At 45.5% G+C, this 11816-nt stretch carries 9 protein-coding genes; 4 read left to right on the forward strand and 5 right to left on the reverse strand.

What is annotated here, in order from left to right; genetic code table 11:
* Positions 1-104 precede the first annotated feature (104 nt).
* The gene (locus tag WG943_RS18350; RefSeq protein WP_340411241.1) at positions 105-2324 is read left to right on the forward strand and encodes a bifunctional alpha,alpha-trehalose-phosphate synthase (UDP-forming)/trehalose-phosphatase; all 2220 of its coding nucleotides are present in this window, start codon (positions 105-107) and stop codon (positions 2322-2324) included.
* Positions 2325-2567: 243 nt separating this feature from the next.
* Here the strand turns inward: WG943_RS18350 and xseB are convergent, their stop codons facing one another.
* The 3 genes from xseB to WG943_RS18365 form a co-directional block, all read right to left on the reverse strand.
* The gene (gene xseB / locus WG943_RS18355; protein WP_340411243.1) at positions 2568-2831 is read right to left on the reverse strand and encodes an exodeoxyribonuclease VII small subunit; all 264 of its coding nucleotides are present in this window, start codon (positions 2829-2831) and stop codon (positions 2568-2570) included.
* Entirely contained in the window at positions 2824-4383 is a 1560-nt protein-coding gene (gene xseA, locus WG943_RS18360) for an exodeoxyribonuclease VII large subunit (RefSeq protein WP_340411244.1), read from the reverse strand. The genes xseB and xseA overlap by 8 nt, the downstream gene beginning before the upstream one ends.
* A 280-nt stretch (positions 4384-4663) precedes the next feature.
* The gene (locus WG943_RS18365) at positions 4664-6142 is read right to left on the reverse strand and encodes a helix-turn-helix domain-containing protein (protein ID WP_340411246.1); all 1479 of its coding nucleotides are present in this window, start codon (positions 6140-6142) and stop codon (positions 4664-4666) included.
* Between the two features lie 160 nt (positions 6143-6302).
* Here WG943_RS18365 and aceB point away from each other — a divergent pair, with 160 nt between their 5' ends.
* Together aceB and aceA are read left to right on the forward strand one after the other, a co-directional pair.
* The gene (aceB, locus tag WG943_RS18370; protein ID WP_340411248.1) at positions 6303-7901 is read left to right on the forward strand and encodes a malate synthase A; all 1599 of its coding nucleotides are present in this window, start codon (positions 6303-6305) and stop codon (positions 7899-7901) included.
* 55 nt (positions 7902-7956) lie between these two features.
* Positions 7957-9237 (forward strand): isocitrate lyase, encoded by a 1281-nt coding sequence (gene aceA / locus WG943_RS18375; protein WP_340411249.1) that lies wholly within the window; start codon positions 7957-7959, stop codon positions 9235-9237.
* Positions 9238-9320: 83 nt separating this feature from the next.
* Here aceA and WG943_RS18380 read toward each other — a convergent pair whose 3' ends face one another.
* A complete protein-coding gene (locus WG943_RS18380) occupies positions 9321-10370 on the reverse strand; it encodes a hemolysin family protein (RefSeq protein WP_340411250.1) in 1050 nt (349 codons plus the stop codon).
* Positions 10371-10393: 23 nt separating this feature from the next.
* Positions 10394-10789 carry a hypothetical protein gene (locus WG943_RS18385; protein WP_340411252.1) on the reverse strand — a complete coding sequence of 132 codons (396 nt, stop codon included), beginning with the start codon at positions 10787-10789 and terminating at the stop codon, positions 10394-10396.
* Between the two features lie 180 nt (positions 10790-10969).
* Here WG943_RS18385 and WG943_RS18390 point away from each other — a divergent pair, with 180 nt between their 5' ends.
* Entirely contained in the window at positions 10970-11815 is an 846-nt protein-coding gene (locus WG943_RS18390) for a hydroxymethylglutaryl-CoA lyase (RefSeq protein WP_340411253.1), read from the forward strand.
* The last annotated feature ends 1 nt before the right edge of the window (position 11816 follow it).

Here is an 11816-nt window from a genome sequence, read left to right on the forward strand (position 1 = left end):
AATGAGGAGATTATAACTAAAGCAGAGGTTTAATTCGAGTTGTTGTTTACAGGTAAAATAATGCCCGACTGTTTAAGCAGCTTAGTATCATTTATATAGCTTACATGGCAAAACTGATCATAGTATCAAATAGACTTCCCGTTAAACTCCAGGAAAAGGAGGGTGAACTACAATTTAAAACAAGTGAGGGCGGATTAGCTACAGGTTTAGGCTCTATTTATAAGGAGGGCGATAATTTGTGGATTGGCTGGCCTGGCCAAGTGGTGGAGGAAGAAGAAAAGCAGCAGATAGTAATTACGGAACTGCAGAAGGAAAGTATGTATCCTATTTTTCTATCTGAGGCCGAGATTAAAGAATACTATGAGGGGTTTAGTAACGAGACACTCTGGCCCACTTTTCATTATTTCTCTCAGTATGCAGTTTACGACCAGCAGTTTTGGGAAACTTATGTATCTGTGAATCAGAAATTTTGCGAGGAAGTTGTAAAGCAGGCCGGCCCTGACGATACCATCTGGGTACATGATTACCAGTTGCTCTTGCTGCCCTCAATGCTGCGTGAAAAACTACCAGACTGTACAATCGGTTATTTCCAACATATTCCTTTTCCTAGCTACGAGGTTTTCAGGTTGCTGCCTTGGCGCAAAGAGCTACTGCAAGGTATGCTAGGCTCAGATTTAGTTGGTTTTCATACTTATGACGACATGCGCCACTTTCTGAGTTCTGTAAACAGGTTAATTGGTTATGGCAGCATGCATGGTTGGATAAATATGGGCACACGCTCTTTGCTCGTAGACTCCTTCCCGATGGGGATAGACTATGAAAAGTATTCCCAAACTGCCGTGTCTGAGGAAGTTGAAAAGCGTGAGCGTATTTACCGCTCAAACCTTAAAGCAGATAAACTGATCATTTCAATAGACCGGTTAGATTATTCTAAGGGCATCCCGCAGCGTCTGGATGCATTTGAAAAATTCTTGGAACGGTACCCTGAGTTTCATGATAAGGTAACGCTGGTAATGCTGGTGGTGCCAAGCCGCGACGAAGTGGAAAAGTATAAAGAGCTGAAAGAGGAAGTTGACGAAATGGTAGGCCGCATTAACGGAAAATATAGCCACATCGACTGGAATCCAATACAATACTTTTACCGCTCTTATCCGCTTGAAACCTTATCTGCTTTTTACAGAATGGCAGACATAGCCTTGGTAACACCAATGCGCGACGGCATGAACCTGGTATGTAAAGAATATGTAGCCAGTAAACACGACCAGACAGGGGTACTTATTCTAAGTGAAATGGCCGGCGCGTCTAAAGAGCTTTCTGATGCCTTGCTTATCAACCCGAACGACATTAACCAGATGGTAGAGACCCTTTACCAGGCACTTACCATGCCGGTAGAGGAGCAGAAGGTTCATATGCGAAGCATGCAGGAGTCTATTAAGCGCTATAATATACACCACTGGGTGTCGATGTTTATGGACAGGCTGGCTTATGTGAAAATCAAACAGCTTTCTATGGCTACCAGTTACCTGGATAACGCAACTTTCCAAGAACTTACAGATTCTTATGTGTCGGCCAGTTCACGGTTGTTCTTCCTGGAGTATGACGGAGCTCTTGTAGATTACTCTAACCGGCCATTGATGGCAAACCCATCAGAGGAGTTGATGGAGTTGCTGGATAAATTAGGCAGCGACTCTAAAAACAGGGTAGTAGTAGTGAGCAGCCGCGATAAAGATAATATGGAAGACTGGCTGGGGGATCTGAACATAGATATTATTGCAGAGCATGGTGTCTGGATAAAGCAAAAAAACTCCGGCTGGCAAACGGTACTTAGTCTGATGGATGACTGGAAAAGCGACATACGCCTGATTTTGGAACTTTACGTAGACCGTACACCTGGCTCTTTTATTGAGGAAAAAGATTACTCGCTGGTGTGGCACTACCGCAAAGTTGAAACTGGTTTAGGCGAGTTGCGTGCCCGAGAGTTAGTTAGCCACCTAAACTTTTTAGCTACCAACAGTAACCTGCAGGTGCTGGACGGGCAAATGGCAGTTGAGGTAAAGGCGCAGGAAATAAACAAAGGTAAAGCCGCCAGCTACTGGCTAGGTAAATACCCGCACGAGTTCGTTCTAGCTATCGGCGACGACTGGGGAGACGAAGATGTTTTTAAGGCCATGCCACGTGAGGCTTATACTGTAAAAATTGGAAACGGAAGCTCCATAGCCAAGTACCACTTGGATACCTGCCAGGAAGCCCGCTGGATGCTTTCTAAACTGCTGCGCCACTCAGGATCAGAGCAGGCTACAGACGCTATGATGACAGGCTCGTAAAAGTTAGAAAAGTATAAAGTATAAAAGCCGCTGCAAATCTAGTTGCACCGGCTTTTATACTTTATATGGCATTTAGAAACTTGTGAGAATTCTTCTTGACTTAGTTTTAAAAAGATCTCTCACGCTGTTTAAGTTACAGCTTATCGTACCTTTCACTTAACTTCATAAAATACGCTCTTACTACCTTAGAAAGGAGTGTATAGGCCACCTTTAAAAGAAGCTGGGGCACAATCGTACAATGGTTTAAAACAGTGTATTACCACCAGCTGCCGGCTTAGCATCACCAGACTTTGCAGGCTGTTCGCAATTTTCTTCGTTAAACACTTGGTCTATTGCCTTCTCAGCGTTGCGCAATTTTTCTTTGCAAAGCTTTATTAACTGCGACGAACGTTGTACTTTTTGCGTTAGCTCATCCACGTCCACGGCATCATTCTCAATAGCGCGTAGTATCTCCTCCAACTCCTGCGTAGCTTCGCGGTAGGTCATTTCGTTCAGGTTCTTATTCATTTGTATCGATGTTTACTATTGTACTGTGGAGGGTGCCGTCCTGCACGCGGGTCTCCATAATGTCTCCGTTATTTACTTCTTTTATACTTTTGACGATCTTGCCGTTAAGCAATGTTAAAGTATACCCTCGTAAAAGCAACCGCTCCGGGTTATTGGCCTCAATGCTCATTTCCAGGAGTTTCAGGCGATGGTTTTCCTGCTGCAGCTTCCTTTGTGCACAATATTTTAATTTATCGCTATACTTAGTGTAAGCAATCTGGCTTTTCTGTAGTTTGTCCTTGGCTTCGGTTTCCAGGCAATGCACCAGGTGGTTAAGCTCGTGCTCTTTCATGTGCAGCCAACGCTGGCTTTTACCTTCCACGCAAACAGACAGCTCCTGCAGATACTTTTCCCGCTGGTGTAGCAAATCTTTAGTTTCAGAATGTATATCCTTCTCCAGGTTGCTTACCAGGTGCCTTTGCTGCTCCAGATATGATTTAGGTTTTAAGAGCAGGCCTCTGGATAGCTGCTCCAGTCTGTCTTTGTTGCCTTGCAGTAATTGTTGAGTTGTATTTGCAATCCGCAGATTTAAGCGTTCCAGTTTATTATCGTTAACCTTTAGCTGCTGCGCGGAAAACATCCTGATCCTGTCGAAAAGATCCTCTGCTATTTCTTCGGCTTCTCTAAATCTATCGATCAGAAATCCTGCCACGGCAGTTGGCGTTTTAAGCCGTGTATGTGCTACAATGTCGGCAATACTTTCGTCGCGTTCGTGGCCAATACCGGTAAGTACGGGTAGGGGAGAGTTACCTATGGCAGCAGCTATCTTATAATCATCAAAGCAGCTCAAGTCTGTTTGTGATCCTCCTCCGCGTATCAGTACAACGGCATCAAAATGGTTGCTATACTTTGCTAATTTAGCAAAGGCTGCGGCCACCGATGCCGGCGACTCGTTACCCTGTACTACTGCCGGGAAAAGAGTGGTCTCAAAAGTATATCCGTAGCTGTTGTTTTGCAGTTGGTGCACAAAATCCTGGTAACCGGCTGCCGTTGCCGATGAAATAACGGCAAGGCGCTGCGGCACAAGCGGTAGCTCAAGCTCTTTGTTTGCTTCCAACAAACCCTCTGCTGTTAGTCGCTTCAGGGTTTCCTGTCGTTGCCTTGCCAGGTCGCCGATAGTATAATTTGGGTCGATGCTGGATACATCGAGGCTCAGGCCATACAATTCATGAAAACGCACTGATACCTGTAGCAGTACCTTTAATCCGGCTCTTAGCTGTTGCCCTGTCTTTTCTTCGAAGTAGCGGCTCAGCATCTGGTAACGCGAGGCCCAAATAGTAGCTTTTGCCTGTGCCAGCATCTGTCGTGCATCGTCGCCTTTATCTACCAGGGTAAGGTAGCAATGGCCTTTTCGCCGATCCACGCTTACCTGTGCAATTTCGGCCACAACCCAGTACGTTTCCGGGAACGCCACCTCCAACTCCTCTCTGATCTGCTGGTGCAGCTCATATAGAGAGAGTGGGGCATTTAGCTCCTCGTGGGTGATGGTTTGTCGAAAAAAGATTTGGGACATGGCTACAACGTGTTCTTCTCCTGCTGTGCCGGCAAGTTCCGGCTCCTCCGATTCGAAGATAGGATTTTTTAAATTATCAGGCTAAACGGGAATGAGTATTTATTGTGGATTTGTACTTTGGCTAAAGAACCTTCACATGCAAAGCAGCAGTAGCAGCCCCCCCCTTAGGTAATTAGGGGCAGGGGTGATGGGGCCGGTACTGCAAAACCGAGTCTGGAAACTCTCACCCAAAATATGTCACCAACTGGAAGCTAGCGCCAGAAGTATAATCATTAAATTATCATCTTCCTTTAATCAAACCATTAATCGTCTCAGTCAGCTTCTCCTGCCACAGTTGTTTCTCCAGTATAAGAGGTGGGGCAGCACGTTCCAGGCAATCTGGAGCGGGGCAGCGTTCGCAGGTCTCGTTTACCAAGCGGTTAAGTATGGCAGGATCATTTAAGAATCTCACTTTGTTTTTCAGGTTCTCGTTGATTAAAAGTCCGATGCTGACGGTGCCATGGCGGTTTTCTGCTGGCTGGGCAAGTGCCAATACCAGGTATTCGTTATCAGAATTGATGTAGGAAGAGCGTTGAAGCCCTACCAGTATATTAGCCAGATGCTCATCCTGTTCAGCCTGTTCCAGTAAGGTAATGGATATCCAGCGGCGGCAATAGTGTTCGTTCAGGAATGACGCATGCGGGTTATGCAGGCCCGATAAGTGCAACTCTTTTGTTAAGTAATAACTATCTGTTGCCTGTTGGTGCTGGAAGCGCAGGAAAAACAACTGTTTAATACCGAAAAATTTAGGTAACAGCGATGTAAGGCGATGCAGCAAAGTTTCTGGCGAGGTATTATACTTTTCCATTAACTGCAGCAGCAGCTCCGGCCGCCACTTGTCTTGCGCAAAAAATTGCTGTATGTCCTCAACCAGCCTATCCTGGTTTAGTAGTAAGGCACCGGCAAAGTATGACGCCTTAAAATTATTCAGCACCTCCTCAAAAGAACCCACCTTCACCCAGGTAGAAGTATAAGGCCGCTCCCGCAGCTGCAGGTACTGGAAACCAATTTCCCGGGCTAGGGCAAAGGCTTTTTGGTGCGGTGTTAAGGTAGGGTTTAATTGTAGTTGCGGAGTAGCGCCCGGAATTAAAACAGACCGTAAGGTTGCCAGCTCAGGATGTGCATCAAAAGTGTTTGTTGCAATTGTTATGTTAAATTGATTCTGAAGTATAGTTGCCAGTTCCTCAAAAGTAGGAGTGGTTTCTTCCTCCAGTTGATACTGCTCTAGGAAACGCTCCGCCTCCAGTTCTATGTCGTCGAAGTAGTTATCATGCAGTTCCTGGTAAGAGCGAAGGGCAGAAAAGTAAAACTGTTCTACCCGCAGGTCGAAAGCCCTGGAGATCTCCAATAGTGTATTTACAAAAGCACTCAGTTTGGCCGGAGCTGTGGCAAAAAGATCTAACACCCGGCTCATATCCAGCCCAAAATGCTCCAACGGCAGCTCCGAAAGTATATTCGATTGCAGCAGTTCCCCCACTGGCTGCAGGCGCTTGTTTAGCTTCAGCGATACCAGGTAATCGTAGCTTACCCCAAGTGCATCAGCTATAATGGCAGTTTTGCTAGGCTTCGGGTGCTTTTTACCTTTCTCAATCTCGTTCAGGTAAGATACGGAGATGCCGGTGGCAGTAGCAAGGTCGGTAAGGGATATACCCTTGTCTGTTCGTAACTGCTTCACCTTCAGTCCAAATATTAGTCTAATTACGTCTTCCTGGAGTTTCATGCTTTATAAAAGAGGAGAATTTTTATCTAAGGAAGCGCTTTTTGTGACAATCTCCTAAAAAACGAAAAAAAATAATTAGCGAAAATTCGCCAAAAATAAAATCTTCGCGTATATGGTATCTAAAGAAGCAAAAATATTCATCTTTTAACTTGATAGTACCATGATTTTAGAAAACACAGCCACTATAAAAGCAAAAGACCAAACCGGAGTAAATGAAGTGCTGACACCGGAAGCAATCGATTTTCTGGAAATGCTGCACACCAAATTTAACAGCAGGAGAGAAGAGTTACTAAATCTGCGCAAAGAGCGCCAGGACAGGTTAGACGCAGGAGAGAAACTTGATTTTTTGCCACAGACAGAGCAGGTGCGTGAAGGAGACTGGAAAGTAGGAAGTATACCTGCCGACCTGCAGCTGCGGCGCGTAGAAATTACGGGTCCCGTAGATCGCAAAATGGTTATTAATGCGCTTAATTCTGGTGCCAATGTGTTTATGGCTGATTTTGAGGATGCTAACTCACCTACTTGGGAAAATGTGATTCAGGGCCAGCTAAACCTGCGCGATGCTATCAGGAGGGATATTGACTTTACGGTACAAAATGGTAAAACCTACCACTTAAACAAAGAGGTGGCCGTGCTGAAGGTAAGACCAAGAGGCTGGCACCTGCCCGAAAAACATTTATACTTTGGAGATATGCCTGTATCAGCTTCTTTGTTTGATTTTGGCCTTTTCTTCTTTCATAATGCTAAAGAGCTGATCTCTCGTGGTACTGGGCCATATTTTTACCTGCCAAAGCTGGAGAGCCACCTGGAGGCTAGATTGTGGAACGATGTGTTTGTAGCGGCCCAGGAGGCGCTGGATATTCCGGTAGGCACTATTAAGGTAACAGTGCTGATAGAAACCATTACGGCTGCGTTCGAGATGGATGAGATTCTGTATGAATTACGCGACCATATAGTAGGCCTGAACGCCGGCCGCTGGGACTACATCTTCAGCGCTATCAAGAAGTTTAGAAAACAGGAAGGTGTGCTGTTCCCGGATAGGACTGATGTAACCATGCAAGTGCCGTTTATGCGTGCTTATACTAATTTACTGGTAAAAACTTGCCACAAGCGTGGGGCACATGCTATGGGAGGTATGGCCGCTTTTATTCCAAGTCGCAAAGACCCTGCAGTTAATGAAAATGCCTTTAAAAAAGTAGAGGCTGATAAAGCTTTTGAAGCAAACAATGGCTTTGATGGCACCTGGGTTGCGCACCCAGACCTGGTACAGGTGGCCCGCAAAGAGTTTGACAAAGTACTGGGCGATAAGCCGCATCAGAAAGGGATGCTGCGTGACGACGTGCAGGTAACATCTGAAGATCTGACAAACTTCAACATCGAAAGCGGCAAAATTACAGAGCAGGGACTACGCCTGAACATCAACGTGGGTATTATGTACATCGGAAACTGGTTGTGCGGCACAGGGGCTGCGGCTATTCATAACCTGATGGAAGATGCCGCTACCGCCGAAATATCAAGAGCACAAGTATGGCAATGGCTGCACCACCCGCACACTAAAACAGATGATGGCGTGGAGATAACAGAACAACGCGTGCTGCAGCTCATTAAAGAGGAAACGGAAGGTATAAAAGAGGAAGTTGGCCTGGCCACGTTTAAAAATTGCCACTTCGAGAAAGCATCTCAATTGTTCTCAGAACTAGTACTTTCCAAATGCTTCGTCGAGTTCCTGACGCTGCCAGCCTACAAGTACATTGACTAGGCGCGATATCATACAAGTATAAATTTTAGAATCATCACTCATTATATAAACTGCCATGACAAAGAAAGATAGAATTCAGAAAATTGAAAGAGATTGGATAGAGAATCCACGCTGGGCCGGAATTAAAAGACCTTACAGTGCCGATGAGGTTGTAAAGCTGCAGGGATCGGTGCAGATAGAACACACCTTAGCAAGAAACGGAGCCGAAAAACTTTGGCGATTGCTGCACTCCGAGCCTTATGTGGCAGGGTTGGGAGCGCTAACTGGTAACCAGGCGGTGCAAGAGGTGCAGGCAGGGCTGAATGCGATTTACCTGAGCGGCTGGCAAGTGGCTGCCGATGCAAACCTGGCAGGGCAGATGTATCCGGACCAGAGTTTGTACCCTGCCGATTCGGTGCCAAATGTGGTAAAGAAAATAAACAACTCGTTGCTGCGCGCCGACCAGATACAAAGTGTAAATGGTGATGGCGAAATTGACTACATGGTGCCAATTGTAGCCGATGCCGAAGCTGGATTTGGAGGCAACCTGAATGCATTTGAGTTGATGAAGATGATGATAGAGGCAGGTGCTGCAGGAGTACATTTCGAAGACCAGTTGTCGTCGGCGAAGAAGTGCGGACACTTGGGCGGCAAAGTGTTGGTACCAACGCAGGAGGCTATAAATAAACTAGTGGCAGCACGCCTGGCAGCAGACGTTATGGGGATACCGACTCTACTTGTAGCGCGCACCGATGCCGATGCAGCTAACTTGATTACCAGCGATATTGACCCACGAGATCATGCATTTATACTTGATGAGCCACGTACCGTCGAAGGCTTTTACATAGTTCGCAACGGCATAGAACAAGGTATAGCTCGCGGCTTAGCCTACGCCCCTTACGCCGACCTGATCTGGATGGAAACATCTCACCCGGATCTGGAGCAGGCACGACAGTTTGCAGAAGCCATTCATGCTGAATTCCCGGGTAAGTTATTGGCCTACAACTGCTCACCGTCATTTAACTGGGCTGCCAAGCTAAGCGTTAAAGAGATGGAAAGCTTTAGAGAAGAGTTAGCTAAAATGGGATACAAGTTCCAGTTTATTACACTGGCAGGTTTCCATGCGCTGAACACCAGTATGTTTGAGTTGGCTAAGGCTTACAAAGCGCGCGGCATGGCAGGTTACTCTGAACTGCAGGAGCGTGAATTTGCCTTAACAAAGGATGGCTTTAAGGCCGTGAAGCACCAATCGTTTGTGGGTACAGGCTATTTTGATGCGGTGCAAAACACTGTAACAGCTGGTACTGCCTCTACGGCTGCCTTAGTTGGCTCTACTGAAGAAGAACAATTCCATTAGGATCATAAATTCTAATAAACTTAAAAAGGCCGCTGTACTTAGATTACAGCGGCCTTTTTAAGTAAAAAAACTAAGAACTTAGCTTATTCTTTTTTGAAGCCCATTCGTTTAGCACGTTTTTCCCAGTTTAATTTTGCCCACTCCTGCAGGTCGGCAATCTGGTCCATTTCATCTATAATTTCCATTCCGAGGAGTGTTTCCACAATATCTTCCATGGTTATGATACCTGCTGTGCCGCCATATTCATCCACTACTAATGCAATATGGTCCTGTTTTTCCATCAGGCGGTTAAACAATTTTGGAATTGGCATGTGTTCCGGTACCACCTGCAGCGTTCTGACAATAGAATTAAGAGGAATATCACCTTCATGATTGATCATCTTATACATTACTTCATCCTTTAGTACGTAGCCGGATATATCATCTAAGTTAGTTTTATAAATCGGAATCCGGGAAAAGCGAAGATCAGTAAACTCCTTAAAAAAATCTTTTAAAGACATGTCCTGCTGCGCGCTCACGATCACGGTTCGTGGTGTCATGATGTGGTGCACCAGGATGTTATTGAAGCGAAGTATGTTTTGTATGATTTGAGACTCACCTTTCTTAAATATACCTTCTTTTATACCTAGCTCCGTCATGGCTGTAAAATCTGCGCGGCTAAGCACACTGCGGTTCTTCTCGGTTTTAAGTCGCTTGGTTATAAACTGCGAAAGTATGATGATCGGGTAAAGCGGCGAGTAGATCATGATTTTGAGCGTACGAACGGTAAATGGCGTAAGCTGCCTCCAGAAATTCGCACCGAGTGTTTTAGGTATGATCTCTGTAAGTATCAGGATCACAATGGTAAGTATAACCGATACTATTGTCAGGTACTCATCACCCCAAATAATCTGGGCCTGTGCACCCACACCCGCCGCACCAATGGTATGGGCAAATGTATTTAGTGTAAGTATGGCAGCAAGGGGCCGGTCTATATTCTCTTTAAAATGCTGCAGGTCTTTACCCAGGGCAGGGTCTTCTTTGCTAACGATGCTTACGTGAGAGGGAGTTATACTTAGCAGCGAAGCTTCTAGTAAAGAGCATAAAAATGAAAAAATTAAAGCTATACAAAGATATAAGATTAGTAAACCCATTAAATTAAGTTTTTGATAAACAATTAGTGTACTACCCGAAGCACCGGCTCTGGCAGTTCGTGGTGCGTTTCGTGGTCTACGGTAAAATACCCTACCATACTCGGGCCATAGCCCAAATTCACTTCTACAAATTTATTCTTTTCTGGTAACATAGCTATTACCTCATTTTTTAAATCGTTATAGCGCTGCAGCAGATGCTCCATTTGTTGCTCGTGCTGGCTGAGCACTGTTTCTTCTGTGCCTACATCTTCTGCCTGCGGCTCTGTCTGCTCTGCCTCATCTACTGAAGCCACTTTGTTCTGGAGTGTTAGTATTTTAACTTCGAGCAGTCTTATCTCTTTTTCTACTTCCAGGTATTCCTGTACTTTTTTCTCCAGCGGAATCAGTGATTCGTCGAGGTATGCAATCAGGTTTTCCATAGTGCAGCGGCATAATTAGATGTCAGGTGTATATACGGTGGGAGCGGGGTTTTATATACAGATACAGTTTTTCCTATACTTTATGCCAACCCTAAACCGATGTATTAAGTAGATGCTCTGGTAAATTTGTATCTTTGAAGTATAACCGCTCCGGCGGCACACGCTTCAGAACCACCAAATATGAAAATAATCGAATGTCCCCGCGATGCCATGCAAGGCATCAAGGAGTTTATTCCAACTGCAAAGAAAATAGCTTACCTGAACACCTTATTGCAGGTAGGTTTTGATACGCTCGATTTTGGGAGCTTTGTTTCGCCAAAGGCCATACCGCAAATGAGCGATACGGCTGAGGTGCTGGCTAATCTTGAACTGCATAACACGAAATCTAAACTGCTGGCCATTATAGCCAACGTACGCGGTGCCGACGATGCGGCTCAGCACAAGCAGATCGAGTACCTGGGATTTCCGTTGTCAGTATCAGAAACGTTTCAGCAGCGCAACACAAATAAAAGTATAGCCGAGGCGATGGAGCAGCTGGCCCAGATACAGGATATCTGCCACCGGCACGGCAAAACGCTGGTAACGTACATCTCGATGGGCTTTGGCAACCCTTACAACGACCCCTGGGATGCAGAAACGGTTATTCGCTTTGTAGAGGAATTAAATAAGCTGGAAGTAAAAATCATTTCGCTTTCAGACACGATTGGGGTATCTAACCCGGAAAATATTACTTACCTCTTCGAGAATCTGATTCCGGCTTTTAAAAGTATAGAGTTTGGTGCGCACCTGCATACTACACCAAGCACCTGGCAAGAAAAGGTAGAGGCAGCGTATAATGCAGGTTGCAGAAGGTTTGATGGTGCCCTGCGTGGCTACGGCGGTTGTCCGATGGCCAAAGACGAACTGGTGGGCAACATGGCTACCGAAAATTTAATAGCCTACTTCGAAAAGATTGGTTTAAATTTGAACTTAGACAAAGACGCCTTTAATCGTGCACTGGCAGCGTCTGGTGCAGTGTTTTCTTAAT

The organism is Pontibacter sp. H249 (genome assembly GCF_037892465.1).
In the GTDB taxonomy this organism is placed as follows: Bacteria; Bacteroidota; Bacteroidia; order Cytophagales; family Hymenobacteraceae; genus Pontibacter.

Coding starts and splice junctions, on each gene's coding strand:
- WG943_RS18380 (WP_340411250.1), bottom strand. CDS start 10,370: ATGGGTTTACTAATCTTATATCTTTGTATAGCTTTAATTTTTTCATTT.
- xseA (WP_340411244.1), bottom strand. CDS start 4,383: ATGTCCCAAATCTTTTTTCGACAAACCATCACCCACGAGGAGCTAAAT.
- WG943_RS18350 (WP_340411241.1), top strand. CDS start 105: ATGGCAAAACTGATCATAGTATCAAATAGACTTCCCGTTAAACTCCAG.
- WG943_RS18365 (WP_340411246.1), bottom strand. CDS start 6,142: ATGAAACTCCAGGAAGACGTAATTAGACTAATATTTGGACTGAAGGTG.
- xseB (WP_340411243.1), bottom strand. CDS start 2,831: ATGAATAAGAACCTGAACGAAATGACCTACCGCGAAGCTACGCAGGAG.
- aceA (WP_340411249.1), top strand. CDS start 7,957: ATGACAAAGAAAGATAGAATTCAGAAAATTGAAAGAGATTGGATAGAG.
- WG943_RS18385 (WP_340411252.1), bottom strand. CDS start 10,789: ATGGAAAACCTGATTGCATACCTCGACGAATCACTGATTCCGCTGGAG.
- WG943_RS18390 (WP_340411253.1), top strand. CDS start 10,970: ATGAAAATAATCGAATGTCCCCGCGATGCCATGCAAGGCATCAAGGAG.
- aceB (WP_340411248.1), top strand. CDS start 6,303: ATGATTTTAGAAAACACAGCCACTATAAAAGCAAAAGACCAAACCGGA.